The sequence below is a fragment of the uncultured Mobiluncus sp. genome (assembly GCF_947254095.1).
GTDB lineage: Bacteria > Actinomycetota > Actinomycetes > Actinomycetales > Actinomycetaceae > Mobiluncus.
Genome location: NZ_CAMYBV010000004.1, coordinates 69,285 through 96,008, shown reverse-complemented (window position 1 = coordinate 96,008; position 26,724 = coordinate 69,285). Strand labels below are relative to the sequence as shown.

The window sequence follows — 26,724 nt, the reverse complement described above, 5'->3', positions numbered from 1 at the left end:
CGCGCAATGACTAAAGAAACGAAACAAAGCTCCGCCCCGCCTCAGGCAACTAAGCCCGATAAGGCGTGCGGGGAATCTTGTGAAAAGAAATCGAAAGCCAAGCCGTTCCCGATGGGTCCCAATCCCAATATCGACGACGAAGTTCGCTACGCCAACGTGGTGTTCCTCAACGCGGTTATTCCGCTGTTGAAGCCGATCATCGCCGAAAAGCCGGATTTGGCGGCCGCTTTCAAGGGCAAGGAAGGCGTGGTTCAGATTTCTTGTCTGACCCCGGCGGGCACGTCGATAGACGGACGCCCGGAGCGTTACGCTACGCACCTGATTATTCACGGTGCGAACGTCACGCCGAAGCTGGGCGCTCACCCGCTGCCGAATGTGGAAATCGAGTTCCCCTCCCCCGAGAAGTTCAACGACTTCTTTAAAGGCAAGGTGAACCTGCCCAAGATTCGCGGAGGGCTGGGCAATCCCGGGCTTTTGGTTGCAACCGTGAAGTCCCTGCTGGCCATGTCCAGCTTGCTGGGAGCGACGGAGGCACCAAAGACCGAGGACGACCGGAAACTGCTGACGAAGTGTATGTTCTACCTGCTCACCACCGGAATGAGCCAGCTGAATAAGGCCGGGCATCCCGCTGTGCACGCGTGGACGGATCCTTCGCCGGACCGCGTCTATGCGTACGCTGTGGACGGGCATCCCGAACTCGGTGCGTATATTCGCATCAAAGCCGGGAAGTCAAAGGCATTCCGTGGGGAATACACGCGTAGTGCCGCGTTCTTTACGATGCGTTTCGACTCGGTGACCTCCGCTTTGGGAACCTTGCTGCAGACAGATGACCTTCTGGATGCACAGGCTTCGGGACGTATGTCAATGGAAGGTTCGCCCGAATACGGTGCCGAACTCGGTGCACTAATGATGGCGGTGGGTGACTATGCGAAATAAAGCAACTAAAACAGTCAGTCGCAAGAGGCGATTCATGAAGGCAACCTGCCGGAAAGCAACCAAGCTCGGCGTGCTGGTGGCTCTGGGCTACGGCGCCAAGTTGGCTGTCGACAACGCGCTGGAGCTGAAAAAGCTGGGCAAGGAAGAGTTCCTGGAACGCAAGCAGCGGGAATGCCGCAACAAGATGTCTAGCGCCGGTATCAACTGGGGTCTGGGCCATGTGGGCGTGACCGTGGCGAACTTCGAGCGTGCCGTCCAGTGGTATGACCGGGTGTTCGGACTGAAGCTGATGAACTACCTGGAAATCACCGGCGATGACTTGAAGCCTGTCGAGCGGTTGTACCACGTGGAGGGCATCAAACAAGTCCGTCTGGGATTCATGTGTTCCCGTTCCGGTAACATCCTGGAAGTGTTCGAGTTCGATCCGCCCATAGTGACGGAGGAACGCGAAACTTGGAACCGACCCGGATACTCCCACATCGCCTTCCACGTGTCCAACGTGCATGGCTGGGTGAACCGCCTGCGCCGCGAAGGCGTGGAGTTCATGAATGAGCCGATTTCCGCAGGCGGCGCCGACTGGGCTTTCTTCCGCGACCCGGACGGAAACCTCGTCGAGCTCATCGACCTTCACGCGGCTCGTCTCGGTTTGGGCCGCCTGGGCGCGCTCATCGGTACCGTGATGAAGTACACCATGATGAAAGGGTTCTACCGCAAGGTTTGAACGCCGTTTGAAGGCAAACTGAGCGAAGTCGATTTCGGTCTGATTTAGCCCAGTTTTGAATGCAAAATTATTTCGGGGCAGAGCCGGCGCTCTGCCCCGAAATTTTGTATGAAATTATAAGATGTGGGCTTTAGACATCTTCTAACTGTATAGCTTTCGTTTCCTTAGCCAGCATATAGATGCCGGCACCGACAAAGAGCAATACCGCAAAGATAATGAACGGCGCGAACACTACCTCTGGCGTGGGCTTGCCACCACCAATCATGGCTCCTACCAGGTAGGGACCGAAGATTTTAGCGGTTGCTCCAATGCCGTATCCCAGACCGAGACCGGTAGAACGGGCCTCGTTCGGGAACTGTTCAGAACCGAAAGCGTTGAGGATACCGAAAGCACCATCTCCGAACGCCATGGCAATCAGGATACCGAGGAAGAAGATCCACCCTGCCGAGGAACCCTGAATTTGGCTTGCAAACGCTGCAATCAGACAGCCAATACCACCCAGGATTCCCCAAACCAGCATGGTTTTACGACGACCAATGTGATCTGAAATCCATGCTGAGCCAAGACGACCCAGCAAATCGGCTAGAGATACCCCCATGAACAGGTAGGCAACCGTACCGATGTCGAACTTGAAGGACTCGCTCAGGATGGCCTGACCCCAAGACTGAATCGTGAAAGCGCCTAAAATGAAACAGAAAGAACCAAAGGTAACGATAGCCAGTTGCTTGGGATACTTAGAGAAAATAACTCCGTAGGAGGCAGCTGGTTTTTGTTCATATTCCGGCAATTCACCAACTTCTGTTACCGGTATGTTCATCGCCCAAGCGTAGGCTTTACGAGCGTCTTCGACGCGTCCGCGGGACATCAGATATCGAGGGGATTCCGGAACGAAGAACGCCCAAGCAACCAGCACTACCGGGAAGCACCCCAGAGCTACCAAGCCCTTCCATCCCAGCGGTTCCCCGAGGATCTTAGTTGCCAGAGACCCGAGGAAGATACCTAGTGGAATAAACACGGAAGTCAGACCGGCTAACAGACCACGCTGTTTGGATGGAACGAATTCCTGCACAAAAGGAATCGAGGTGATATTTAGACCGCCTACGCCAATACAGACGCCGATACGATAAAGAGTCAGCATCAGCCATTGACCAGGCATAACCGTTAAGCACAGAGCGGTAAATACTACTAGCACAACGATGCACGCCACAAAAGCTGTTTTACGTCCGAAACTGTCGGCTAAGCGACCCCACATGATAGCACCGATGACCGTGCCCACACCGGAGGCGGCACCGATGATACCAGCTTGAAAGCCTGTGAGTTCCCACCCTGGACTCTTCATGAGCAGCGCGATCACGAAACCGATGAGGAACAAGTCGAAAAACTCCGAAATATTGCCCACCACAGTCAACGCAATCAGGCTCCGTTGATGACCCGTAAGCGGGCGTTCATCAATCTGCTGCATAGCAGTTTTAACATTACTCATTACATATTTCCTTTCGAGTAAATGAGAATCTAACGAACAATATCTGAGGTATTAGCGGCTATAAGCTCACCGGGATTGACGTAGGTTAAATCTCCATGATGAGTGAGCGCTAGCTTCGCGGTACGCATGCCTATGCGTACACCGGCTTGAATATCTCCATCTAGATATCCGTGAATAGTTCCAGCCACAAAAGAATCTCCAGCTCCGGGACGATCCACAACGGGGACACGTTCTACCTCGAATACCGTCTGCCCTTCAGCAGTTGAGATATAGGTTCCATCCAACTGATCTGTGGAAACAACAATCGGTACTTCCAGCATTTCTCGCAGGTCATGGCAGACCTTTTCGCCATTGCCAGTGATTCCAAAAACAGATTCACCATCGCGGCGGGAACAAAACACAACTGAGGATTTCCTCGCCATAGGTTCCAATACTTTTCGTGCTTGGTCTCCATCCCACAACAGCGAACGGTAATTAACATCCAAAGCGATATCAATCCCGCGTTCATGAGCCTTGTCCACGAAATACGCCAGTACCTTTGCGGTGTGTTCAGTGAGGGCGGCGGTGATACCGGTGACGAATACTAAACGGGTGTCCAGCATACTGTCCCAATTCACGTCCTCAATCTGAATCTCTCTAAACGGAGTGTGTAGGCGGTCATAGGTAACTTTAGAAGGCATCGGATATTCCCCAGGTTCCAGGAAATACAGCGCCACTCGACCATCTGGTCGCATCACCACATTAGAGAGATCCACACCTACCGAGCGAAATTCAGATAGCACCCGGTTAGCCAAATCTCCTTTGGGTAATACAGTGCACCAAGCTGTCTGACGCCCTAATTGAGCCAGTAGCCCGGAAACGTTTGCTTCCGAACAGGCTGCCGTCATACGCAGGCTGCTAGCTGAGGCTAAACGTTCACCTTTATGGCAAGTCAAACGAATTTGACCTTCACCTATTGTGGTTAAGTCGTACATCATTGTTGAACTCCTAAACTTGCATTCATAGTCCCGTACCGGTTTTGGTAACGGTCATAGTTAGCGGATATTTCTGTTGCGGGCAAATCACTGATTTGTCCAATAGTGCGAGCAATAGCTACGGTGCGAGCGACATCTTCGACCATTACTGCTGCTTGCAAGGCTTTTTTGATACTGGGACCGATGGTGAAAACGCCGTGTTGTTTCATCAAAATGGCCGGAGCAGAACCAATAGAACGGATTATTTCTTCACCGATTTCGTTCCCTCCGATGCGAGCATATCCCCCGCAAGGAATTGGTCCTCCGAACTCGTCAGCAATAGCCGTTAGGCAACAAGGGATTGGCTCTCCTATCGCCGCAAAAGCAGTAGCATAACGAGAATGCGTATGTATGACTGATTTAACGTCCTTTCTGTGTTGGTAAACGTATAGGTGAGAGCTAGTGTCCGAAGATGGTCCGTGTTTGCCTTCCACGACTTTTCCATCCGGAGCAACCACAACCATGTCGTCAGGAGTCATTTCCTCATAACGCATACCTGAAGGTTTGATGACGATGTATCCGGTTTCTTCATCAATCGCCGAGAGGTTTCCCCCTGTCCAGGCGACCAGGTTGTGCCGCGGTAGCTCAAGGTTTCCCTCGCACACTTGTTCACGTAACTCTTGCAGCATCATTGCTCACTTCCTCTCTGGAATGTTTCGGGGCTGATGACGGTAATGCCGGCTTCTCGCAGACGTGCTTGCAGCCATTCCCGACCAGCCACACATTTGTCAATGGAATCGGGGGAGTCGTCGTTCCACATTTCCAACATGACGCGACCGCTCCAGCGCTGCCGCGCCAATTCGGCGAATGCTGCTGGAAAGTCCGCGACGCCTTCTCCGAGAGGAATACGTCGGGGTTGCCCCGGCAGCACATCCTTTACATGGATAGCCACCATGTGGTTCTCTCCAGCCGCGAGTTCAGTAGTGGCATCTCCCCCGTGCTCCGCAATATTTCCGATATCCGGATAAATTTGCAGCCACGGAGAAGGCAGTTCTTTCAGAACTTCCATGGCATCTGGTATCGCTGCCAAGTCGTTGCCGTCCACGTTCTCAATAGCAAGGATGATGCCTCGCTGCTCCGCATACGGCAGCGCTTGAGCCAATACTTCGAGATAGCGTTCCCGCGCCTCGGGACTGGCTGGCTCATAGTAGGCAAAATATCCAGCTACTTGAACGACCGGAATCCCCAGGTCTACGCAGAAATCAATCGCTTTGTAATAGAGATCCAGGGCGCGCTGGCGCATCTGGGCATCTTGTGAACCTGGCATGATGCCTCGATGTGCTGACAGGCAAATCCCCCCGAGGCGAATACCTGAGTTTTTCGCGGCTTCTCGCACCAGTTGACGCTGCTGATAATCCCAGTCCAGACGCGCCAACCTCTCTTGACTTTCATCAATAGAAAGATCAACGAAAGAGAACCCCGCTTGGCGTGCAGCGGCAAAGAACTGTTCCCAATTCGTATTGCCGGGCAGTGCTTTCTCGTAAATTCCGAGCGTAACTGCAGATTCTTTGCGACGCACCATCATCCCCACACCTGCGCAATCTTGTTTTGCAGTGCGGTGGCTGCGGCCAACGGGTCTTCAGCCTTGACGATGGAACGTCCCGCAATCACGATGTCAGGATTATGGCCGGTAAATACGCCCAGATCCTCGACGGTGATGCCGCCAGTAACCGTTACCGTGAATCCCAGGTTTTTCAGCTCGGCAATACGGTCGAAGTCCTTGGAGCCCCATTCCAGTTTGCCTGCTGCCTCCAAATCACGGGAACGCTTCACAATGGCGTGTTTCACCCCGATATCAGCCCATCGCTTGGCTTTTTCCAAGGTGTAATGTTCTTCGGCCAATTCGACCTGAACTTCACCGTGAAACTCGTTGGCCACCTGCACTACCTGTTCAATAGTGGTGAGCGATGCACCGGCCACGCAAGACACCCAAGACGCCCCCGCTTCAAAGCAGTTGCGTGAGATGAGCGAACCTGCCTCCGCGATACGCACATCCGCCAGAATCGGCCGATCCGGGAACAAAGCCCGAATTTCACGAACCGCACGAAGTCCCTGGTTGATAATCAAGATAGTGCCGCATTCAATGATGTCGATTTGGTTTTGGGCTTTCTGCAGGGGTGCCAACGCATCCTCCATGGTGAGGGTGTCGAGGGCAATCTGTAGACGGGGTGCCATTTAGCTGTCCTTCCGCATGGTAAAGAACCGCTGCGCGTTGTACATGAGCAGGTCCTTCACGTAATCTGGATCAAATCCCTCATCCAACATGCGCGGGCCATCCACAGCCGGGTTGTAGTCAACACCAGTCACAGAACCGTACGCTTTTTGATAGGAAGCTTTGCCAGAGTCGGTGCCCAGCATGATGCGCTTGCCGTAGCCCATCTCGCCCAGTTCGCGCAGCTCCATAATGCGGTTTGAATCAGGTTGGTACTTAATACGATTTGTTCCATCGATTTCTAGCCATGCACCTGTCTCCAGAATCTGCTTCAAATACCACACGTCCGCGTTACGCTGAATATGTCCGATGGCAATCTGATCAGCAGGAACACCCAATTTGATGAGCTCCTGTGCCTGTTCCAGACCGCAGGTACCAAAAGTAGTATGCGTGTTGATTGGTGCACCCGTTTCAATCGAAGCAATAGCGCAAGCTTCCATGCACTTGTGTTCAAAAGCCGTAATCATGCCGTAGGAGGTCGCAACCTTGATACACCCAGCCTTGATGTTAGTGCGTTCGACGATAGGCCCTGAATAGTCGTGACGGTCAATACCTTCAGTGATGTCCTTGATGAGCAGGTCAGCAATTTGGTTCACCGTGTAGCGACTCACCCAGTGGGAACGCGTCTCCAAATACACCTTTTCCCGATGAAAACCTGTAGTGGCAATGATCTGCAGATTCTTTACACGCTTGTTGACTTCCAACAATTTTTCCATGTCACGGCCGGAATTAGCAGGGCACATGTCCACCACGGTGCCGCCATGTTCGCTCCACTTCAGCGAAGCTTCAGCAAAATAGGTGGCCTCTTCGACTGCCTTATCGACATCAGCCAACAAGTGGTCGCCATCAATGTAGACTTCGCCAGCACCGGTGCGAATCAGGTGATCGTGGGCATTAACCACGCCGAGGGATTCTGGGGCAACATCACCCTGAATAGTTCTTGCAATACTCATGAAATTCTCCTTCGAATAGCCAGTAGTGATCCCTCATCGGATCGTGTTACACACTCTAGGGTGACTATGCGGGTAAAAACAATCACTCTTATGGACATTTGTTCACAAGAGTGTGTGATATTGTTAAATAACCTTACGTTACCTGAGGTAATCACTGTAGATGTTATCAAGAAGATTACTTATAATGAACATATGTTCAGTTCAGAAAGTCCCGTGAATGACAGAAAGCACTTTGAGCTTCTACTTACCGTTGCCAGGCGATACTACCTGGACGACGCCAAACAGTCTGAGATTGCCGAGGAGATCGGCTACTCGCGAGTGACCGTCTCCCGCCTGCTGGCAGAAGCCAAACGTTGCGGTATGGTACACATCGAGATATCGCACCCCCACGAGCGCTTGGCCACACTGGAACAACAGATCAGCAGCAGTTATCGCATCAAGGAAGTGCGGGTTTCGGCGGCGAGCGCAACTAACACAGAATCCACTACCGGTAAACTCGCCGCAGAGTTACTGCTGACGCACTGTTCTTCCCGTTCGACTATTGCCATCTCCAACGGTCGCGCCGTAGCCGCAACCGTTGCTCAACTCCCCCGTCATCACTGGATTTCCTCTTGCGTGGTACCCATCCTGGGAATGACGGGAAGCGAATTACCTTTCATAGACAGCCCGGAACTGTGCCGCAACATGGCAAAAAGACTCGGTGGAAACTATTGGACACTACCCGTTCCCCTGGTGTTCGAAACGGAATTAGCCGCCCGAGCCATGCGTCAGGAGCCCTCAGTGTCTCGAACTTTGGACCTTGCAGCCCGAGCGGATGCGGCTTTGGTCGGCGTTGGTTCGGTAAAAGAAAGTGGTTCAAGCCCTATTCTCAGAAAGTGGATTACGCAAAATATCCAACGCGAGGTACGGAAAAAGCACGCCGTGGCACACTTGTGCGGACACTACATCGACGCAAAAGGCAACCACGTAGACACCACTCTCTGCCAGCGCACAGTGTGTTTAGAGCCTGCCCAGTTGCGCAACATTCCATTCGTCGTGGCGATTGCCTATGGAGAGGAAAAGGTGGACGCCTTACACGCTATCCTGACCGGACGTTATGCGGATGCCCTGGTCACCGATGAGTACACCGCATTGGCTCTGATTGAGAATTACATCATCAGCTGAAAAGCATTTCTTTCGATGCCATGTGCCCACAGCCTTTGACAAAACATTTGCTGTTTGGCATCGGTTTCGATTGGTAGTTAATCCTTTCGTAAAGGATGAGCCGACTTGGTGACTCTGGATTGGGGAGTATTCCTTCAACGCAAGCTTCCCCAATTTGGACTATTTATTAATCCTAGAATTAATTGCATAATTAAGGTGTTGAGGGAGAGAAAATGAACATTGATACCGCAACTTTGGTGCCTATTTCAGAAGCGAACCAAAACTTTTCCAAGGTCGCTAGGCTAGTTGACCAACACGGGAGCGCCGTCATTATGAAGAATAACGAGCCGCGTTACGTCATCATTGAGTTCAACCGGCTGGACACGCCTCAAGAAGCTGCCGACTCCGAGGTCTTGGCCGCTTCGAAACAAATCATGGAGCGCAATCGCCACGTGTATGAAGAGCTAGCCAAATGAAGATTCTTTCAAAAGCACAAATTTTGGCCCTCCATGAACGCCTTGTTTCTGAGAGCGGCGGGACTCCTAGCCGACTACCCCACCCTGCTGGAGTGGGTGCAAGCTCACCTCGAATAGTCACATTTCTCCAGTAATGGCACGCAGCGCGTTGATGTGCCCGGAATAAGCGCGCCTGCCCGCCGGGGTGAAAGACACCCAGGTGCGCGGTCGCCCGATGGTTTCGGGGCGTTTCTCCATGTGGATGTACCCTGCATGAGCCAACAGCTTGAGCTGCTTGCTCATCAGTTGGGTTGTGATTCCAACACTGCGTTCCAGATTCGCAAACTCGATTTCAGCTACCGCCGCCAGGGCGGCGCAGATTCTCAGGCGATTCGGCGAGTGAATCAGCTCGTCGAAAGCCGCCGCCACGTTCTCGAAATCACGCTCGGTTTGTGGTTTTTGGTGGTTTTTCGCGGTTTTTTTCATTCACAAGTCTCCCGCGTCAGCTTTCCGGGACTTCCGGGGTTGACGGGTTCACAAGGTTGCGCCGTGCGGCACACTGCGCTCGATCGTGAGCGTCAATTTCACGAAGTCTGCGGTCAATCTCTCGCTGAGCCGAGTCCCAGATAGCCTCAGATTCGGTGAAATCAAAGGCTCGCGCCCGAATCCTGCGACGATACCAACGCAGGATTGCTATCCCACATACCAGATGAAACAAAGCCGGCAGCACCAAGGCCAACGCCACAACCAGCAACTCGTGACCCTGCAACTCGTGATAAAAAACCTGGTGAAACTGAGGAAAGAAAATCCACGGAAAGGTGAGTGTTCCCTTCATCAACAGACGCTCATCTCGTCCCAATCCGGTTCGCGTCAACCTGGGCCACACCAGCCAAAAGACCACCATCCACGCTACTGCGAGACCTGCCACGGTCACCAACAAGCTCGACCATTTGCCGGGCAATAATAGGGGCAGCGAAATCGCCAACGCAGGCAACACCGCATAAACCGCCAGCCACCACTTCGGGAACCGCTCCACGCTGATGACCCGATCCATGACTGCATCAACTTCAGCCAACATCCGCTGAGCTTCCTCCGCACTTAGAGAGCTCGCGGTTTCCCTGGGATTATCTGATTCCATTGTTATTTCCCGTCTCGCTAGGTGTCTCAGGTTGTGCCAGGCGCCTAATTCGAGCCGGAACTACACCCGTCACAAAGTTAGTTGCCGATATGGCAACTATAGCAGGTTGCTTGCCATATTGGCAAGCAACTAATGGCGGTTAGTCCGGGTAAAATTGGAGGTGATATTCCCCGACAGCAGTTCGGTTTATGACAACCGCAAGCCTTTGGAGCCGCGCGGCGGCCAGGGGAATACACGATTTACGCGAGCTGCGTACTTGGCGTACTGAGCACCGAATTTCTCCTGCAACCGGAGTTCTTCGGTGTATTTCAGCAAAATACTTAACGCCAGCCAATAACCAAACGGTAAGACCATCAACCACCAGTTTGCTTGCAAAATCAGAAAACCGGTGTTGAGCAGGAAGAAAGCTGTGTAGACAGGATGGCGCACCCAAGCGTAGATTCCAGTGGTCATCAATTGACCGGTTTTGACGCTTTCTACCATGTGCGAGCCAAACACGGCGAAACACCACACGGTTATAGCCTCCACCATCAAAACAATGCCAATCAGAATCAAAAGTTTTCGGATCCATGAGTTATCGATAGTTCCGATTCTCAGCCATCCTAAATACTTGAAAATGGTTGCGAAAATCGTGACGGCGAAAATTCCAGAAACATAAAAAGGCCCTACCCCAAGCACGGGCAAATGGGAAGGGGACGTCTTGCTCACAAATACATTTTTGCATACCTCAATCCGGCAAATGAATTCGCAACAGCGAGGGGCAAGCCGCACCGGGACATAGGACTCTTTGCCCACCCAATTTCCGCTGCGATGCCAGAAAGCATTTCCTGCGTTTCGCTAGTTTTAGCACTGCGTTTTGACAGAAAGGCCTGGTGAAACCGGTACGAAGTCAGTGTAATAATCGAAACTCACTAAATTGACGACTAGAAATCAAATAAATTGACGACTGGTTTTATGATAAAATGACGACTGGAATCCAAATAAATTGACTACTCGAACTGCGTTAAATTGACGACTAGCATCTCATGAACAGGAAAAACATGACTGAATCCGACCCCACAACTCCCACGCCATATCAGGCGCGTTTGGCCGACCAAGACCTCAAAGCCGCGCTGCAACGGGCTGGCGGAGTGTTGATTACCGGACCGAAGGCCTGCGGGAAAACCGAAACCGCGCGGCAAATCGCGCAAAGTACCCTCCAGGCGGATATCGACCCAGAGCTGGCCAAGCAACTCGAAATCCTGCCTGAACAGGCACTCAAAGGAGCAACGCCCCGACTGATAGACGAGTGGCAGATCCACCCTATCTTGTGGGATTTAGCCAGGCACGAGATTGACCGGCGTCGCGAACCCGGACAGTTCATCCTCACGGGCTCAACCGCGCCCGGAGCGGGTGCCGCCAAGCATTCCGGAGCTGGGCGTTTCGCACGCCTGACGATGGGAACCATGACCTTCTTAGAGACCGGACATAGCGATGGCACGGCTTCCCTCTTCGAGCTGGTGAAACTGCCGGCCGGAGAAAAAATTGAGCCACGCCCCAGCAAACTCGAGGTTGGGGATATAGCCTCGCGCCTCGCTTTCGGGGGCTGGCCTGGGAATCTGGGACTGACCGCCAAGCAAGCTGCCGCCAACAATCGCGACTATCTGGAAACTATCGCAGCTGTGGACATTCGGGTGCCCGATTCGACTTATCGTGACCCGCAACGTGTAAAGAGACTACTGTCCGCCCTGGCACGCGGCGTGGGAACCGAGATAACCACCACTACCCTGGCACGCGACACCGAACTGTCTCGCGACACGGTGCGCGAATACCTCGATTCCTTGGAGCGCATCTTTGCGATGCAAAACCAAGCGGCATGGCGACCCCACCTGCGGTCGCGTGTCCCCCTGCGGGAAACCCCGAAACGACATCTGGCTGACCCATCTCTGGCCGTGGCCGCGCTGCACGCCGACGCAGATGTTTTGTTGAGGGATTTAGAGTTCTTCGGACAGCTTTTCGAGTCTCAGGTAGTGCATGATTTACAGTTCATGAGTCGCCAAGAAATCTATCACGGACGCGGTGCGGATGGTCTGGAAGTCGACGCGGTGCTGGAGATAGCAGGCCGCACCGTTTTAGTCGAGGTGAAACTCGGTTCTAGCGATACCACCATCGAGACCGCCGCCACTCATTTAAAGAAATTCAACGAACGATACGTCGCCGGCGCAGATAACCCGCCAGTTTTGCTGGTCGTCACCGCAGGGAAACTTAGCTACACACGTGACGACGGGGTGCACGTCGTCACGTGCGGAAACCTCGGAGCCTAGAGTGCTCACGCAATAGAAACTGTGGCTGATACCGCGCCGGCTTGAATTGCAACAAACTTTACAGCACGTAAAAACGATCAAACAGGGTTTGGAGCTTTTCCACGACTCGTTGGCGCAAGCTGGCGCGGTCTTCGGCAGCTGCACCGAACAGAGACACGTTTGGCAACGCCGTGGACCCATCCCCGCAGGTGCAAGAACCACAAAACCGCCCCGGCTCATAGCCAAGACGGTTTAGATATGTGTTGAGGCGGTAAGCCTGCCCGTGCTACTGCGTAGCCTGGTGGGCTGGCCCCGCCTCAACACTTTTATGATAACAGATTGTAGCGCGTACGGCTCATCCCCGCAGGCGCGGGGACCACCTGTGCCGCGGGGCGAAAAATCCCCTGATAGAATTATCACCAGGATTTTAGCCGGGTGGCTCATGAAATATAAAACCCCTCGTGGGGAATACATGAGGCGGATTTTCTATCATCCGATTTAGACCGCCCGGCGCAAAGACTCATCCCCGCAGGTGCGGAGACTACCTAGCTGTTGATAACGCGGTGGCGATTACACTCCAACAACACGCGCCAACCCCAAGTCCCTAGCAATCTGCGCTTTCAGAACACCTGGCCGCGCCAAAGACCGAATAGCCTCCCAATCATACATCGTAATAACACTCCTAATCTGACAGAAGTACTCAATTTTCAAATGCCATGAATGTCTAAATTTCAGTTGCCACTAACACTCGCGATTGAGACGGGAATGTATCAGTGGAAGGAGTATATGGTCAATATCAGCTCTAAACTGAGCATCCGAGAGATATTTGATTGCGAAATCCCGGTTTTGGTTCATACGATCCAACACGATGTCCTGAATGCGCTCACCGTAGACGATAGAGAACATATCTAATGAGTTATGAGCGCGGGCTTTGACTTCAGCGTCTTCGACCATATCTTCGGTTAACTGTTCAATCACCTTGTCCATGTGCGTGAACTCAGTACCCCAACGATCGTTGAGCTTGGAGATGATATTCGACAGATTGTCTTTCTCGTCCTCACCGGCGCCACTCGTATCGGGGTTGTTCGATAACTGGCCTTCCTCGTCTGCCAGCTCAATAGAACCTTCGTATACCTGCTGGAGGCGGTAGTACTGCAGGCTGACTTCGTCTTCGACATGCGGGGCGGGATCTCCTTCGATGTGAAGTTTGCGTACCAATAGCTTCGCGTAGGAGGCGAAACGATGCAGCTTTACATCGTCGTATCTGATGATGTGAGTGAGGAAATCGTAGTTGCGGTTAAACTTATTCATACGTGCGCGAACATCGATCTTGTCCTCTTCATCAAGCTGGTTGAATCTAGCGACAGCCGGGTCGAGGTATGCGTTGAGACGGCTGAAATCTAGGTTCGTCTGCTTCTTCGATTCGGTAAAGAAAACCTTGGTGAAGCCTTCGATTTCTTTATCAGTCCACAGGTGGTAATCGGTGAGTAAATGGTAGAGTTCGTAGACAATGTTCGGGTCGGTCTCTTCAGCGATACCGGTAGAAATGTAGTAGTCCTGGAAGGCTTTCTGCATATCCTCGGCGCTGTTAACGAAATCAAGCACGAACGTATCGGTTTTTCCAGGATACATGCGGTTTATTCTCGACAGCGTCTGCACTGCTTTAACCCCGTGTAGTTTCTTGTCCACGTACATCGTGTGTAAGAGTGGCTGGTCAAAGCCGGTCTGGTATTTCTCGGCTACCAGCAGCAACTGGTACTCGCCGGTTGCGAATTTTTCAGGTAGCTCGCTTTCGGGGATCTGGTTGAGCTCTTCTTCGGTATATTCTTGGCCTTTGTCTTCTACTGAACCAGAAAACGCTACTAGCACACCCAAATCGTGGTAGTCCATCTTTTTGATGTAGTCCCGGAATGCGAAGTAGTAGCGAACTGCGTGCAGGCGCGACCCTGTGACCAACATGGCTTTCGCCTTGCCGCCGATCTTGTGGGCGACGTTTGCCCGGAAATGCTCAATAATGATCTCGGCTTTTTGCCGCAGGTTATACGGGTGCAGACTTAAATATTTACCTAGCGCTTTATTGGCCTGTTTGGTTGAGTACTCAGGATCCTCAGATGTCTTTTTCCCGATCTTGTAATAGGTCTTGTAAGTCGTGTAGTTCTTCAAAACATCTAGGATGAAGCCCTCTTCGATGGCCTGACGCATCGAATACACGTGGAACGGCCTAGGGGTCCCGTCAGGCACAGGAGTGCCGAAAATTTCCAAAGTTTTCTGTTTCGGCGTGGCTGTGAAAGCGAAGAAAGTTAGGTTCTTTTGCCTGCCTTGCACACGCAGTTCCTCTGCGATTTGCTCGTCAATCTCGAGTTGTTCTTCCTCAACACGAGCCTCGGCAGCCGCGTAGCGTTCCAGCAGCTCTTCTTCAGATTCTTTACCAGCAGTAACTGTATCGGCTAGGACCTGTTTCAGCTTTTCGGAAGCCTCACCGGTCTGGGAGGAGTGTGCCTCGTCTACAATCACTGCAAACCGTTTACCTGCGGTCGCTACCTTGCCGACATCGACAAACGGGAACTTTTGCAAGGTGGAAATAATGATCTTTGCCCCATCTGCCAGCGCCTCGGTTAATTGGCGGGCATTTTTATCAACTTTTACCACCACGCCAGCGGTATGATCCATCGCGTAAATAGTGTCTTGGAGCTGTTTATCGAGTACACGCCGGTCAGTGATTACAATGATTGAATCAAAAACTGCGCGCTGCTGCTCGTCGTGCAGATTCGACAGATGATGGGCAAGCCACGCTATCGTGTTTGACTTACCAGATCCTGCCGAGTGCTGCACCAAATAGTTACGACCAGCCCCATTTTCTTTGGCATCGGCAACTAATGCACGAACCGCATCTAACTGGTGGTAACGCGGAAAGATCAGCTTGTTTTTTCGCGAGTCTTCCTTGTCAGGAATGAACTGGACAAAACGATGCAGAATATCGAGCAGCGAATCTTTGGCCAGTACCTCTTCCCACAAATATGAAGTCCGGTATTTCCCAGCAACTGGCGGATTACCGGCACCATTGTTGTATCCCCGGTTGAACGGTAAAAACACCGTATCCATGCCCGCTAGCTTCGTAGTCATCCAGACTTCGTCAGTATCGAGGGCAAAATGCACCACCGCGCGACGATTTAAACCGAAGAGAACCTCACTGGCTGGGCGCGAACGTTTGTATTGATTGATGGCATCACGGTAGGTCTGGCCGGTCAGCTGATTCTTAAGCTCCAAAGTAACTACTGGGATACCGTTGACTAACAGCACCGTATCTACAGATTTTTCGTTCTTAGTCGAGTAACGAAGCTGGCGCACCACCGACATGCGGTTTGCCCAATATTTCTCCGCCAAAGACTCATTCAAATCAGAACCTGGAGCGAAAAACACCAGCTTGAAACGGGCACCAAGGTCTTCTACGCCTCGGCGCAAAGCCTCAACGACGCCACGCCGGTCAAGCTCACGCGCCACGCGCTTGCAAAACATTTCAGCCGCCTTCGCCCCGTGGATACGCTCCAACCGTTCCCACGAATCTGGCTGCGTCTCACGCACAAAATCCAGCAAATCCTGCGGATAAAGACCCAATTGCCGGTCATAGCCAGACGGGTCACGTGACTCGTACAAATCGAACTGAGAAGCGCCAAAATGGGTCAGCGAATACTCGATTTCTTCTTCAAACCTGCGCTCGGTAGTGTCCATCATTCCGTTCCTTCCACGCAAACTTTGCCAGTCACCACGTAGTTAATAACCTGCTTGCGGTATTTATCCAACAGTTCGATCTGTTTATTTATGCTAGAGATGGTCAGGTCTACCTCTGTGCTCTTTTTATTTAGGAAATTAGCAATTCCTTCTTGCTCATCAAGCGGTGGAACTAGAGCTGCAATTTTACCTATCTCCTTATAGTTAGCTGATTGACGAACACCGCCACCGAGGGAATAAAACACTTTTGCTAAATCGTAGAAGCGAAGGAGCCATGCAAGATAATCTGGGCTGATTGAACTGCGAGTCTTCAATCCAATGTAAGCCCCCGTAATGATCCCTTTTTCCTTCGATATGGCGCTACGCAAACTGCGTTTATCGTTTTGAAGATCAGTCATTCGTAGAACTATGTAGCCGTTTTCCAGAACTTGATATGCATCAAACGAAGCGGGAAGAAGTCCAAAGGCGATATCGATGTCTTTTCGAATAATCTTGCCGTAGCTAAGACTGAGAAGATTCTTTTCTGAAAGATCAGAATTCTTGACTTTATTTTCATCAGTGATGGTGGAGATAGAGGCTGTTTTCCAGTGAGAAGGAATTTTCCCAATCCAGTCAATTCCGCTGTCGCGCATCGGCACATCCGGATCTAGACCATGGGTTACCGTGTGCGCGATCAACTCACGCCGATAACGCTCCAACAACTCGACCTCACGCTGCAACTTCTCTATGAGTCCACTAAGCTTAGTGGCTTTGCAGCCAATAAGACTAGAGATTTTTTGTTGTTCATCTACTGGTGGAATAGGAATTGCTGATTCGAGAAGGAACTTTGGGCTGATCCTGGGCATTTTGGTACCGTACGAAGCTGTGTCTAAATAGGAAATGAAAGCTTCGCTTTTTAGAATCCAATTCAGATACTCTGCTATCACCCCCACTGGATTCAAAATAATCAACTCAGTTGTGCAACGAAGTGGCCTACACACGACTAGCCCCTTAGCTAGATATACGCGCAGCTTGCTAAAGACCACATCGCCTGGGAGAGCCAAATTACCATTCCCGGTTGATAATTTAGCCTTATCAGGATCCCACTGATCGCTCAGCCCACCGTACGAAACTAAGTCCTCGAGGCCTAAGTAGGAGTCAACGTTTGAAGATTGCTGCACGCGGAGCTGACATGCAAATTTGATCTTCCGGCTTTGCCATCCCGGCGGGAGGCTACCGAACCAATTGAGCTTTCGTGACGAAATATCAGTCATCATTTCACCTGCTCGCTGAACAGTTTGGCAATATCAGCCTGAATGCTTGCTGCTAGGTTCTGGATCTCTGCCAGTGTTTCTGTCGGGTCTCCGAGTTCTTCGTATTTATAGAAGTAGCGGGTGAAGGGTATTTCGTAGCCAATCTTGGTCTTGGAGTGATCTATCCAGGCGTCAGGAGCGTAGGGGATGACTTCGCGCTGGAAGTAAGCCTCGATGTCCTCGTGAAAGGGAATCTGTTCCGTGTCGCGCAGGTCAGCATCTGGCTCAGGACTTCCCTTCGTATCTGTGCAAATATCAGCTTCGGGGTTCTTGATGCCTAACTCGGTGACGATCTTGCGCAGAGCTGTAATACTGATTTTCTGGTCGCGTTCTTTAATACCCTCGCGAAGAGCGTCAGCAAACTCATCGCGATTTAGGTATACGCGCTCAGGGTCGAATGATTTTAAAGCTGCGATGATTTCGTCCTGCAGCTTCTTTCCTGCCTGGATCTGCTCAGTGCGCGCTGGTTCAGAACGTTTTTTCGAGGTCGACAAATTGGCGAACGCCTTAGCTTCTTTAAGTGCTTCTATCGAGGCTGGCGTTATCTGGAAACTGAGCCGCAGGGGCCGTTCGACCGTAATCTCGTGGTATCTGAAATCTTCGCTATCAAAAATCTTTGAATACTCAGATTCGGTAAATTCGCCGTAGATACGGGTGATATCGGCAATGTTGTTTTCGTTAAGTTCTTTGCGTTTATTGCCAAGGGGCTTGCGCATGCGCCGGAAGAAGCTAGTCGCATCGATCAACTGGACTTTGCCCTTGCGCTTACGTTCTTTCCTATTCGATAGAACCCAAACGTACGTGAGAAGTTCGGTGTTGTAGAACATCTGGTCTGGCAGGGCAATGATGGCTTCCAGCCAATCGTTTTCAAAGATCCAGCGGCGGATTTCGGATTCTCCCTGTCCGGCGGCTCCGGTGAAAAGCGGGGATCCGTTAAAGACAATCCCGATGCGGGTGCCCGGCGCGTTGACAGGGTCTTTCGCATCGTAAGGTTTCATTTTGTTGATCATGTGCTGCAAGAACAAGAACGAACCATCGGAAACCCGTGGCGTGCCCGCACCGAAGCGACCGTCAAAGCCCTGGCGTTCAGCTTCCTCGAGAATCAGATCTTTATACTTCGTCCAATTGACTCCGAATGGGGGATTGCACAGCATGTAATCGAAGTTCATGCCAGCGGTTTTATCATCGGTCAGCGAGTTACCAAAGTAGATGCGTTCTTGCTGCTCACCTTTAATCATGATGTCTGATTTCGCGACCGCGAAGGTTTGGGGGTTGAGCTCTTGTCCGTAAACCTCTAGCCGAGCGGTCTCGTTCATTTCGCGAACATGCTCGGCAGCAACAGAGAGCATGCCGCCAGTGCCAACTCCAGGATCATAGAGGGAAGCCATTGCCCCGTTAGTGCACAGACGCTCCATATCTTCTTCCGGGCTGAACAAAATGTTGACCATTAGCTTGATAACCTCACGGGGAGTGAAGTGTTCACCAGCGGTCTCATTGGAAAGTTCGGAAAAACGCCGGATAAGTTCTTCGAAAATGTATCCCATCTCATCGTTACTGACCACATTGGGATGAAGGTTCACTTTGACGGAAGTGAATTCACTAAGCACGTGATAGAGCAAACCAGCCTTATCAAGTCGCTCAATCACGTTGTAGAAGTTGTAGGCTTCCATCACCTGCCGGGCTGCCGGGGAAAACGACTCGACATAGTACGCAAGATTCCTCTCGAGGTTGTCGGGGTCATTAAGTAAAGTCTTGAGCGTGAATTTAGATGTATTCCAGAACGGGTATCCGGTAGCTTTCTGGAACTGCAGCGCCTTCACCTCAAGTGGCACAGAGGTGGCTTTAATATCCAGTACTGCCTGCTTCGTGTCAACAAGAACCGAGTCAAGACGAGTGAGCACTGTGAAAGGTAAAACAACGTCACCGTATTCGTGCTCCTTGTAGTCTCCACGTAAAATCTCCGCGATATTCCAGATCAACGACACGTGACTCGCTAGTTTTTCAGTGCTCACTTGGATCAATTCCTTCATTCATCAGTCGTTCGTAGCGGTCATGTGAGATCAGCACAGCGATTGGCTTGCCGTAACGCAAAATATAGGCAGGCTCATCCTTTTCTGCGGTTTCCTTAATCAGCCTGGATGCCTGACCTCGTGAGAGGTCGCCAATGTTGATGTGACGCATTGGCGGTTTGCGTCGTTTGGCTGCCATAGCTCTCCCTCTAACTCGAACGTGTTGTCTTAAGTTTCCCACAAATAAGTCTCAAACACATGCAAAAACATAGGTTAATTTACATTTATATTAATTAGTTAAATTACATGTAAAAATCTGTGTAAATGAACTAAATACTGAGCAGGTCGCCCTTTCTGCTTGTGGTCGGAAATCCCCTCGGCTGAAACCCGCTAGAGCAAGGCTTATCTCCGAAACGTGCCGGATTGGATGCTAACCCCTAGACGATGTTGTCTGCCTCAGCCGGAGTGAAGCCTGTACCTGGTATCAAGTCCAGCACGATGGGTTGCGTGTGCTTGCCGTTAGGAACGTCCGCTGCGAAACACCATCTATAGTTTCAGATTCTTGCCACCAAAAGCTTCATCCATCAACTATGCGCCCGACTGTTCCGAACCCAAGAGACTGCAAACGGCCTGGATTACCCCTTCACGGAGCCGGCCATCATGCCGCCGACGAAGTACTTACCCAGCGCGATGTAAACCAGGAGCGTTGGGACGGAGGCAATCAAGGCGCCCGCCATGGAACCGCCGTAGTCAGCCATAATCGAGCCGTGCGCCAGCTCGTTCAGGGACAGGGTCACCGGGCCGCGCTGGGAACCGCCGCCAAAGAACAGGGCAAACAGGAAGTCGTTCCACGCGGAAGTAAACTGCCAAATCAGCACCACCACGAAAGACGGAATGGAAATCGGCAGCACCACGTTAAAGTACGTGCGCAGCATTCCCGCCCCATCGATACGCGCGGCCTCGATGAGGTCTCGCGGCACGCTCTCGTAATAGTTACGGAAAATCAGGGTCGTAATCGGAATGCCATAAATGATGTGCATCAAAATCAGGGTGTGAATCCCGAAACCAATCTGGGACGCCACCACCATGCGCATCATCGGAATCATGACGGCCTGGTAAGGAATGAACATACCGAACAGAATCAGGGTGAACACCACGTTCGCTCCGGGGAACCGCCAGCGGGACAGGACGAAACCGTTAGCGGAGCCGAGCATGGCTGAAATAATCGAGGCCGGAATGACCATCATCAGCGAGCGCAGCAGCCCGCCCTGCAGGTGTTCCCAGGCTCGAGCCCAGTTGTCGGTGTTCCATTCAGCAGGCAGATACCAAGTCCGGGACGGGTCGGCCTCCCCCGCGCCTTTGAAAGACGTAATCAACAGCACGTAGACCGGCATGAGGACCATAGCGAGGAAGAATATCAGGAGCACGTAGCGAATGACTTTGCCGACGCTGACCCCGCCCCGTTTCTTTCCTACCGAACCGTTGGAGTTGACCTTTTTTGTCGTAATCGCGGCCGCACCCGCGTCGATTGTAGCAGCGGAACTCATCGGTTGGCCTCCTTCGCGTCGTGAATCAAGTAGGGCACCACCAGCAGCGCCACAATCACCAACAGGACCGTGCCGACCGCGGCCGCGTTCGAGTAATCCGAAACCGTCATGAAGTTATACATATCGATGGCCGGAACCTTGGTCTGATAGAAAGTCTGATCCGCGACAGCCATAATCAAGTCAAAGGACTTCAGCGACATATGCCCGATGATGATGACCGCGCTGAGCGCTACGGGAGCGAGCTGCGGAAAGATAATGTATCGGTACAGCTGCCATTCGTTAGCGCCGTCCACACGCCCGGCCTCCCGCAAGTCGTCAGGCACCCCGCGGAATCCCGCCAGGAACAGGGCCATGACGTAGCCCGAAAGCTGCCACACGGCGGGAATCCCCACCGCCAGCACCCCGAAAGTGGGGTTGGCAATCCAGTCGTTTTGCAGTCCGCCCAGGCCCACCATCTGGAGCAACCGGTTCAAACCGGATGCGTTTTCATCTTGAGCGGAGTTCAGCATCCAGCGCCACACCACACCGGAGGCGATGAACGATACCGCCATCGGGAACAGGAAAACGGAACGGAAAATCCCTTCGCCTTTAATGGGCTTATCCAACAGCCACGCCCAAAGGAACCCAAAGAATAGCGTGCCTAACAGGAACATTACCGTGAACATCAACAGGTTAATCAAGGAATGTTGGAAATCCTTGTCCGCAAATAACGCCGCGAAGTTTGCAAACCCCACAAAGTTAACCGGTTGCACCCCCGAAACTTGCGGCGCGGAGTGGTTGTCTTGCAGGGACGTTACCAAGTTAGACCCCAGCAAACCGTACACAAAAATAGCCACGAGGATTATAGATGGCGACACCAGTAGCAGTCCGGGTCCCCACTGCTTAATCCCGTTCGAGCTGCGTGCTCGTTTGCGCTTCATCGGCGCCCTAGCCTTTTCAGGTGCTTTGACGGCGGCGTTGCCTGACATTTTGTCCCCTAAATTATGGTCGATGTGGTTGAGATTGTTGGGGTTCGCATCGGTGTGCACCAGGTTCTCCGCTCACCTCTGCCGACTGCACAAGGTCGGTTGATGCGCCCCAGTTCAGCCTTACGCCGGCGGGTTTTTGCCATTTTGAAAAACCCGCCGGCGTAAAAACTTGCCTGTTTGAGGGCTACTTCGCAGCAGCCGCTGCAGCCAGCTCACTTTGGAGAGCCGCAACGTCCTTGCTGGAGTTGAACTTGCCCAGAGCGCTCTTCATCTTTTCGGTGGCTGCCAAAGGCAGAGCCGCACCGTGAGCGATAGAAGAAACGATGGTGTCCTTGCCGAAGGATTCCATTGCGGAACGCTGGTAATCCGAGAACTTCGACAGTTCATCGGCGGTCAGGTCGGAACGAGCCGGAATAGAGCCCTTAGCCACGTTGAAAGCAATCTGACCTTCCTTGGAGGAAATGGTGTTCAACCAAGCCTTCGTGCCATCGGGGTGCTTCGCGCCCACCGGCAGGGTGAAAGAGTCAGCCAGGAAGTCGAACACGCCTTCGTTGCCCGGAACCGGGAAGGTCACGTAGTCCTTATCCCATTTCATCTTGGCGTTCTCCCAAGCCGGAGGCGCCCAGTCGCCCATCACGTTGTAGGCAGACTTGCCTTCGATGACCGGCTTCATGGCAGGTTCCCAGTCCTCAGAGAGCAAGGACGGATCGGCGTAGGTCAAAATCTTGGCGTAGTCATCCAAAGCAGCCTTGACTTCCGGACCGCTCCAATCAGTCTTGCCATTCATCAAGCCGTTGTAGGCATCGGTGCCTAAGTCGGAAATCAGGACGGTTTCCAGCAATTCCAGCTGGGTCCAGGTGGCGCCGACCGTAATCGGGTACTGCACACCGGCAGCCTTGAGTTTCTCCATGTCAGCAATCCAGCCCTTGATATCTTTCGGCGGAGCCTTGGGATCCAAACCGGCCTTTTGCATGACCTCAACATTGGCCCACACTACGTTAGCGCGGTGAATGTTAGAGGGGACGGAGTAAATCTTGCCATCCACGGTCAGGAGGTCAACCAAGTCAGCCGGGAAAGCATCGCGCAGCTTGAACTCGTCGTACAGGCCAGAAACGTCTTCCAGGTATCCCGCGGCAATATCCGAGGAAAGCTCGGCGCCAGCGTGAGCCTGATAGGTGTCTGGCGGGTTCTTTGCCGCCAAGTCAGCCGCCAACTTCTGCTTTGCGTTGGTGCCGCCACCACCGGATTCGGACTGCTTAATCAGTTCCACATCAGGGTGCTGTTCCGCAAAGACCTTCTTTAAGGCGTCAAAACCCTGTTTCTCAGAGCCTTGCTCCCACCAGGTCACCACACCCACTTGAGAGGCACTGCCAGCGGCGTCGCCACCGTCTTTTCCGGCATCAGAAGCCGAAGAGCAGGCTGTCATAGTTAGGCCGAGGGCCAGAGCGCCCGCAGCCGCAATGAGCTTTCGCATTGAAACTCCAATCAGTTAACTTCATTGTCGTTGCTCCCTGCAGGCATCTTTACCCGTCAGGGACAAGTAACATTCTCTCATATATTCCGTCAGGTCTTGATGAAAAATGACTGCAACATTACGTTTTTACCTTCAGGACCCAACATGACTAGGGTATTTTGTAAATATTTTGTCAATCCTATGTTTTCCCCGCAGTCTGCGTTGCGTCAGCAGCCCGCACCGTCCTAAAGCAACAGGGTGCCCCACGCCACCCCCAGCATCAGGAGCAGCGGATAGACTGCGTAACAAAACCACCGGGTATTGGCGTTGAGGTACCCCAAGGTTTCGTTGCGATAGTGCAGAAAAGCCACTCCGATAGCCGGGGTCACCAAGCTGACGGCACCCAGCAAACCGGCTGTCATCATCATGGTGTTTTCCCGCAGCCTCAGCAGATAAAAAATCAGCGTGAAACCGATCAGCAAACACCCGATGTTGATGACACCTTGACGGGTTCCCAAGTGCAGCAGCAGCGCCCAAAGTATCCCGGCAACGGACAGCACCACCCCGCCCAGCCACGCTTGTGCGCCCGACCACCTGTTGCGAACATAGTCGATGAGAATCAACACCAGCAACGCCAAGGCGAGGCCAAACACCGGATTTTGCGAAGCCCAGTCCACGGGCCGGCGGAAAGTCACCAAATCGTAAGGAACTTCGCAGACCAGCGCCAAAATGACCAGGCGCAGCAGGTAGTGCCATCGGTTAGCGGTCCAGGAAAACCCCTCCGCGAGGAGCCACGCATAAATCGGCACCGCACACCAGGAAACGACTTCGCTGAGCACCGCCGCGGTGAGCGCACCAAAGTTATTCTTTAAGTCCGTTCCGAAAAAATACGGAACTACCGTGGTGGACGCCACCTGGAGGGACAGGAAAATCCCGGCGATGACCTTGAGGCGAAGATTGCTCAGACCACGCATTCGCCCCGGTCCGGTTTCAGGCACACTGTTGGTAGACGATGCCATCTAGCCCTTCACCGAACCGGACATGGACTCCTGGTAGAAGCGCTGCATGACGATGAACAGAATGGCAATCGGTACCGAAACCAACACTGCCCCCGCCGCGAAACGCGCGAACCAGGTGTGGATGTATTCCTTTTCCAGCATCAGCCACAAGCCCAACGCCACGGTGTAGTCCGACTGGGTACGGGCGATAACTTTCGCCATCACGAAGTCCAGCCACGGCCCCAAGAAACTCACGATAGCCTGGTAAACAATCATGGGTTTACAGATGGGCAGAATGATCTTCCAAAACACCTGAGAACGGGTGCAGCCGTCCAGAATCGCCGCCTCGTCCAAAGAGTTCGGGATGGTATCCATGTAGCCTTTCATGACATAGAAACCCGCGCCGGAACCGGCGGAATACACCAGAATCAAAGCGAGAATCGTCATGCCGCCACCGGTCAGGCCCACCGCCTTTAAGATGAAGTAAATCGCGGAGACAGCCATGATGCTGGGGAACATACCCAAGATCAACACCACGCTCATGAAAGTGCGGCGCAAACGGAACCGCATCCGGCTCATGACGTAAGCCACCATCAGCACGAAGAACACGGAAATCACGCAGGTAAAGCAGGCGATGATAAAGGTGTTCAAGTACATTCGGGGGAAGTCCATGACGGAACGATCCGTGAAAATCTTAATGTAGTTATTCAGCGAAAACTCGCGGGGAAAGAACGTCTTGGTGTAAGGGGCAGGATCCTTGTTGAAGGATTCGGCAACGACCCACACAATCGGCAGCAGCCAGATGACCGCCATGATGGCTAGGAACGCGTGGACCACGATGTCCCCGACCATGCGGCGCTTGCTGAGACTGCCCATGAGGGACGTTTTGGAATCGGCACGAGGAGTGGCCTCAACTGTTGTGTTGGGAGCGGATGTGTTCATCGGAAGGCCTCCTCATTCTTGAAGGAACCGGATCTCCGGTAGGTAATGAGCGACACCACCGCCAGCACGATGAAGGTCATGATACCGATGACCGCACCGAGGTTGTAGTCGTTTTTGTCTACCGTGAGTTTGTACAGCCAGGTAATCAAAAGGTCAGTCTTGCCGGCGGAATCTCCCACCGGTACGGGCGCGCCGCGGGACAGCAGGTAGATAACGTTGAAGTTATTGACGTTGCCCGTGAAAGTCGTAATCAGATAGGGAGTGAGCACGAAGATGATGTAGGGCATGGTGATGTTGCGGAAAATCACCCAAGAGTTAGCCCCGTCAATCTTGGCTGCTTCGTACTGGTCGGCAGGAATGTTTTGTAAAATGCCCGTAACCTGCATAATCGTGAAAGGAATACCGACCCAGAGATTCACCACGATGACGGTGACGCGAGCCCAAGTGGCATCCGTAAAGAAGGGCAAGGCTTGGTTAATCCATCCCCAGTCCATCAGCAACCGGTTGATAGCGCCTTGCGGCTGCAGCATTAGGTTGATGACCAGTAGGGACACGAACTGCGGCACCGCGATAGACATTGAGAAGCACGCCCGCCAAAAATTCTTAAAGCGGGTGGTTTTCCGGTTGATGAGCATGGCCATGAACATGCCCAAGAAAAAGTTGAGGAAGGTCGCAAAGATAGCCCACACCAGGGTCCATATCAGCACGGAACTAAAGATTCGCAGGTTCACATCCCCGGAGGAATTGGCAAAAATCGCCGCAAAATTTTTCAACCCTACCCAGTCGAAAAGTACCAGGTGTTTGTGGTCATAGCTGGTGAAAGCCATGGAAATCATGAATAGCAGCGGCAGTACGGTAAAGGTGAGGATGCCTAGAGTCGGCAGGAACAAAAAGCCGATATGGGATCGCTTGTCCAGCAAATCCGCAATGTCCTCGCGTATCGAAGGAGCTCTACCGTGTTTCGCGGTCAGCACCTGGGCCTTGTAGGCCGAACGCACCGAAAGATTCCACAAACCGATGAACGCCAGAATGATGAGTATCGTGGCCACACCGTAGAGCAGGATGATGACCGAGTTGTCCCCGGCAGTGTACTCCCAATAGCCGTCGACCAGCACCTTGCCTCGCTGTTGGTCACCAAGTCCGGGAAGTTTCGCGAGGAAACCCAAACCGTTGGTGAACAGGAAGGCAAAGAACGCTATCTCTAAAAGTAGGAAGAGCGCCCCTTTTACTATTTGGCGGTGCGTCAGGTTGCCCAGTCCGAAGATTACGGCGGACGCTTTGGTAATGGCGTCGCCTTCCCGGAAAGCAGCTTTGAGGCTATAGGGCGAGGGTGAGACGTAGTCTTTCCCGAGTTTCTTACGTAGCCTCGCCTCGCGTTTTGACGTTTGCGTTGCGTCCATTCAGGTTTCCTTCTCAGTGAAAAGGCCGCCGGTAAAACCCGCGGTCGGGC

At 52.6% G+C, this 26,724-nt stretch carries 24 protein-coding genes; 5 read left to right on the top strand and 19 right to left on the bottom strand.

All coding sequences use genetic code 11. The features are described from left to right. Positions 1 to 6: 6 nt before the first annotated feature. Positions 7 to 936 carry a hypothetical protein gene (locus Q0X47_RS02360; protein ID WP_297722417.1) on the top strand — a complete coding sequence of 310 codons (930 nt, stop codon included), beginning with the start codon at positions 7 to 9 and terminating at the stop codon, positions 934 to 936. A 34-nt stretch (positions 937 to 970) separates the two neighbouring features. Continuing rightward, positions 971 to 1,657 carry a VOC family protein gene (locus Q0X47_RS02355; RefSeq protein WP_297722415.1) on the top strand — a complete coding sequence of 229 codons (687 nt, stop codon included), beginning with the start codon at positions 971 to 973 and terminating at the stop codon, positions 1,655 to 1,657. A 130-nt stretch (positions 1,658 to 1,787) separates the two neighbouring features. Here the strand turns inward: Q0X47_RS02355 and Q0X47_RS02350 are convergent, their stop codons facing one another. Genes Q0X47_RS02350 through Q0X47_RS02325 form a run of 6 tightly spaced genes read right to left on the bottom strand, consistent with a single transcriptional unit; the run spans position 1,788 to position 7,318 of the window. Beyond that, positions 1,788 to 3,140, bottom strand: a complete 1,353-nt coding sequence (locus Q0X47_RS02350) for an MFS transporter (protein ID WP_297722412.1) — start codon at positions 3,138 to 3,140, stop codon at positions 1,788 to 1,790. 29 nt (positions 3,141 to 3,169) lie between these two features. Next, positions 3,170 to 4,117 (bottom strand): sugar kinase, encoded by a 948-nt coding sequence (locus Q0X47_RS02345; RefSeq protein WP_297722409.1) that lies wholly within the window; start codon positions 4,115 to 4,117, stop codon positions 3,170 to 3,172. Beyond that, positions 4,114 to 4,785 carry an L-ribulose-5-phosphate 4-epimerase gene (locus tag Q0X47_RS02340; protein ID WP_297722407.1) on the bottom strand — a complete coding sequence of 224 codons (672 nt, stop codon included), beginning with the start codon at positions 4,783 to 4,785 and terminating at the stop codon, positions 4,114 to 4,116. Before Q0X47_RS02340 ends, Q0X47_RS02345 begins: the two co-directional genes overlap by 4 nt. Further along, the gene (locus Q0X47_RS02335) at positions 4,782 to 5,678 is read right to left on the bottom strand and encodes an L-ribulose-5-phosphate 3-epimerase (protein WP_297722404.1); all 897 of its coding nucleotides are present in this window, start codon (positions 5,676 to 5,678) and stop codon (positions 4,782 to 4,784) included. The genes Q0X47_RS02340 and Q0X47_RS02335 overlap by 4 nt, the downstream gene beginning before the upstream one ends. Then, positions 5,675 to 6,328, bottom strand: a complete 654-nt coding sequence (locus Q0X47_RS02330) for an orotidine 5'-phosphate decarboxylase / HUMPS family protein (RefSeq protein ID WP_297722401.1) — start codon at positions 6,326 to 6,328, stop codon at positions 5,675 to 5,677. The genes Q0X47_RS02335 and Q0X47_RS02330 overlap by 4 nt, the downstream gene beginning before the upstream one ends. Continuing rightward, positions 6,329 to 7,318 carry a phosphotriesterase gene (locus Q0X47_RS02325; RefSeq protein ID WP_297722399.1) on the bottom strand — a complete coding sequence of 330 codons (990 nt, stop codon included), beginning with the start codon at positions 7,316 to 7,318 and terminating at the stop codon, positions 6,329 to 6,331. Between the two features lie 192 nt (positions 7,319 to 7,510). Between Q0X47_RS02325 and Q0X47_RS02320 the strand changes: the two genes are divergently transcribed. Continuing rightward, complete coding sequence (locus Q0X47_RS02320; RefSeq protein WP_297722396.1) at positions 7,511 to 8,482, top strand: sugar-binding transcriptional regulator; 972 nt, start codon at positions 7,511 to 7,513, stop codon at positions 8,480 to 8,482. A gap of 212 nt (positions 8,483 to 8,694) precedes the next feature. After that, the gene (locus Q0X47_RS02315) at positions 8,695 to 8,937 is read left to right on the top strand and encodes a type II toxin-antitoxin system Phd/YefM family antitoxin (protein WP_282922013.1); all 243 of its coding nucleotides are present in this window, start codon (positions 8,695 to 8,697) and stop codon (positions 8,935 to 8,937) included. Positions 8,938 to 9,054: 117 nt separating this feature from the next. Here Q0X47_RS02315 and Q0X47_RS02310 read toward each other — a convergent pair whose 3' ends face one another. The 3 genes from Q0X47_RS02310 to Q0X47_RS02300 all read right to left on the bottom strand — a co-directional run bounded on the left by Q0X47_RS02310 (position 9,055) and on the right by Q0X47_RS02300 (position 10,762). Continuing rightward, complete coding sequence (locus tag Q0X47_RS02310; protein ID WP_297722393.1) at positions 9,055 to 9,402, bottom strand: transcriptional regulator; 348 nt, start codon at positions 9,400 to 9,402, stop codon at positions 9,055 to 9,057. Positions 9,403 to 9,418: 16 nt separating this feature from the next. Then, entirely contained in the window at positions 9,419 to 10,054 is a 636-nt protein-coding gene (locus Q0X47_RS02305) for a hypothetical protein (protein ID WP_297722391.1), read from the bottom strand. 186 nt (positions 10,055 to 10,240) lie between these two features. Next, positions 10,241 to 10,762 carry an isoprenylcysteine carboxylmethyltransferase family protein gene (locus Q0X47_RS02300; RefSeq protein ID WP_297722388.1) on the bottom strand — a complete coding sequence of 174 codons (522 nt, stop codon included), beginning with the start codon at positions 10,760 to 10,762 and terminating at the stop codon, positions 10,241 to 10,243. Between the two features lie 317 nt (positions 10,763 to 11,079). Between Q0X47_RS02300 and Q0X47_RS02295 the strand changes: the two genes are divergently transcribed. Further along, positions 11,080 to 12,357, top strand: a complete 1,278-nt coding sequence (locus Q0X47_RS02295) for an ATP-binding protein (protein WP_297722385.1) — start codon at positions 11,080 to 11,082, stop codon at positions 12,355 to 12,357. Between the two features lie 720 nt (positions 12,358 to 13,077). Here the strand turns inward: Q0X47_RS02295 and Q0X47_RS02290 are convergent. The 10 genes from Q0X47_RS02290 to Q0X47_RS02245 form a co-directional block, all read right to left on the bottom strand. After that, the gene (locus Q0X47_RS02290) at positions 13,078 to 16,068 is read right to left on the bottom strand and encodes a type I restriction endonuclease subunit R (protein ID WP_297722382.1); all 2,991 of its coding nucleotides are present in this window, start codon (positions 16,066 to 16,068) and stop codon (positions 13,078 to 13,080) included. After that, complete coding sequence (locus tag Q0X47_RS02285) at positions 16,065 to 17,321, bottom strand: restriction endonuclease subunit S (RefSeq protein ID WP_297722378.1); 1,257 nt, start codon at positions 17,319 to 17,321, stop codon at positions 16,065 to 16,067. Before Q0X47_RS02285 ends, Q0X47_RS02290 begins: the two co-directional genes overlap by 4 nt. Next, positions 17,318 to 19,369, bottom strand: a complete 2,052-nt coding sequence (locus Q0X47_RS02280; protein WP_297722375.1) for a class I SAM-dependent DNA methyltransferase — start codon at positions 19,367 to 19,369, stop codon at positions 17,318 to 17,320. Before Q0X47_RS02280 ends, Q0X47_RS02285 begins: the two co-directional genes overlap by 4 nt. After that, a complete protein-coding gene (locus Q0X47_RS02275) occupies positions 19,359 to 19,565 on the bottom strand; it encodes a type II toxin-antitoxin system Phd/YefM family antitoxin (RefSeq protein WP_297722372.1) in 207 nt (68 codons plus the stop codon). Before Q0X47_RS02275 ends, Q0X47_RS02280 begins: the two co-directional genes overlap by 11 nt. A 436-nt stretch (positions 19,566 to 20,001) precedes the next feature. Next, a complete protein-coding gene (locus tag Q0X47_RS02270; protein ID WP_296182759.1) occupies positions 20,002 to 20,913 on the bottom strand; it encodes a carbohydrate ABC transporter permease in 912 nt (303 codons plus the stop codon). After that, complete coding sequence (locus Q0X47_RS02265; protein WP_296182756.1) at positions 20,910 to 21,881, bottom strand: carbohydrate ABC transporter permease; 972 nt, start codon at positions 21,879 to 21,881, stop codon at positions 20,910 to 20,912. The genes Q0X47_RS02270 and Q0X47_RS02265 overlap by 4 nt, the downstream gene beginning before the upstream one ends. Positions 21,882 to 22,065: 184 nt before the next feature. Then, the gene (locus Q0X47_RS02260; protein ID WP_297722368.1) at positions 22,066 to 23,355 is read right to left on the bottom strand and encodes an ABC transporter substrate-binding protein; all 1,290 of its coding nucleotides are present in this window, start codon (positions 23,353 to 23,355) and stop codon (positions 22,066 to 22,068) included. A 224-nt stretch (positions 23,356 to 23,579) separates the two neighbouring features. Beyond that, positions 23,580 to 24,353: a TraX family protein gene (locus Q0X47_RS02255; RefSeq protein ID WP_297722365.1), complete on the bottom strand. Its 774-nt coding sequence runs from the start codon at positions 24,351 to 24,353 to the stop codon at positions 23,580 to 23,582. Then, positions 24,354 to 25,274, bottom strand: coding sequence for a sugar ABC transporter permease (locus Q0X47_RS02250; RefSeq protein WP_297722362.1), 921 nt, complete (start codon positions 25,272 to 25,274; stop codon positions 24,354 to 24,356). After that, complete coding sequence (locus tag Q0X47_RS02245) at positions 25,271 to 26,674, bottom strand: carbohydrate ABC transporter permease (protein WP_297722359.1); 1,404 nt, start codon at positions 26,672 to 26,674, stop codon at positions 25,271 to 25,273. The genes Q0X47_RS02250 and Q0X47_RS02245 overlap by 4 nt, the downstream gene beginning before the upstream one ends. Positions 26,675 to 26,724 lie beyond the last annotated feature (50 nt).

Coding starts and splice junctions, on each gene's coding strand:
- Q0X47_RS02360 (WP_297722417.1), top strand. CDS start 7: ATGACTAAAGAAACGAAACAAAGCTCCGCCCCGCCTCAGGCAACTAAG.
- Q0X47_RS02355 (WP_297722415.1), top strand. CDS start 971: ATGAAGGCAACCTGCCGGAAAGCAACCAAGCTCGGCGTGCTGGTGGCT.
- Q0X47_RS02350 (WP_297722412.1), bottom strand. CDS start 3,140: ATGAGTAATGTTAAAACTGCTATGCAGCAGATTGATGAACGCCCGCTT.
- Q0X47_RS02345 (WP_297722409.1), bottom strand. CDS start 4,117: ATGATGTACGACTTAACCACAATAGGTGAAGGTCAAATTCGTTTGACT.
- Q0X47_RS02340 (WP_297722407.1), bottom strand. CDS start 4,785: ATGATGCTGCAAGAGTTACGTGAACAAGTGTGCGAGGGAAACCTTGAG.
- Q0X47_RS02335 (WP_297722404.1), bottom strand. CDS start 5,678: ATGATGGTGCGTCGCAAAGAATCTGCAGTTACGCTCGGAATTTACGAG.
- Q0X47_RS02330 (WP_297722401.1), bottom strand. CDS start 6,328: ATGGCACCCCGTCTACAGATTGCCCTCGACACCCTCACCATGGAGGAT.
- Q0X47_RS02325 (WP_297722399.1), bottom strand. CDS start 7,318: ATGAGTATTGCAAGAACTATTCAGGGTGATGTTGCCCCAGAATCCCTC.
- Q0X47_RS02320 (WP_297722396.1), top strand. CDS start 7,511: ATGTTCAGTTCAGAAAGTCCCGTGAATGACAGAAAGCACTTTGAGCTT.
- Q0X47_RS02315 (WP_282922013.1), top strand. CDS start 8,695: ATGAACATTGATACCGCAACTTTGGTGCCTATTTCAGAAGCGAACCAA.
- Q0X47_RS02310 (WP_297722393.1), bottom strand. CDS start 9,402: ATGAAAAAAACCGCGAAAAACCACCAAAAACCACAAACCGAGCGTGAT.
- Q0X47_RS02305 (WP_297722391.1), bottom strand. CDS start 10,054: ATGGAATCAGATAATCCCAGGGAAACCGCGAGCTCTCTAAGTGCGGAG.
- Q0X47_RS02295 (WP_297722385.1), top strand. CDS start 11,080: ATGAACAGGAAAAACATGACTGAATCCGACCCCACAACTCCCACGCCA.
- Q0X47_RS02290 (WP_297722382.1), bottom strand. CDS start 16,068: ATGATGGACACTACCGAGCGCAGGTTTGAAGAAGAAATCGAGTATTCG.
- Q0X47_RS02285 (WP_297722378.1), bottom strand. CDS start 17,321: ATGATGACTGATATTTCGTCACGAAAGCTCAATTGGTTCGGTAGCCTC.
- Q0X47_RS02275 (WP_297722372.1), bottom strand. CDS start 19,565: ATGGCAGCCAAACGACGCAAACCGCCAATGCGTCACATCAACATTGGC.
- Q0X47_RS02270 (WP_296182759.1), bottom strand. CDS start 20,913: ATGAGTTCCGCTGCTACAATCGACGCGGGTGCGGCCGCGATTACGACA.
- Q0X47_RS02265 (WP_296182756.1), bottom strand. CDS start 21,881: ATGTCAGGCAACGCCGCCGTCAAAGCACCTGAAAAGGCTAGGGCGCCG.
- Q0X47_RS02260 (WP_297722368.1), bottom strand. CDS start 23,355: ATGCGAAAGCTCATTGCGGCTGCGGGCGCTCTGGCCCTCGGCCTAACT.
- Q0X47_RS02255 (WP_297722365.1), bottom strand. CDS start 24,353: ATGGCATCGTCTACCAACAGTGTGCCTGAAACCGGACCGGGGCGAATG.
- Q0X47_RS02250 (WP_297722362.1), bottom strand. CDS start 25,274: ATGAACACATCCGCTCCCAACACAACAGTTGAGGCCACTCCTCGTGCC.
- Q0X47_RS02245 (WP_297722359.1), bottom strand. CDS start 26,674: ATGGACGCAACGCAAACGTCAAAACGCGAGGCGAGGCTACGTAAGAAA.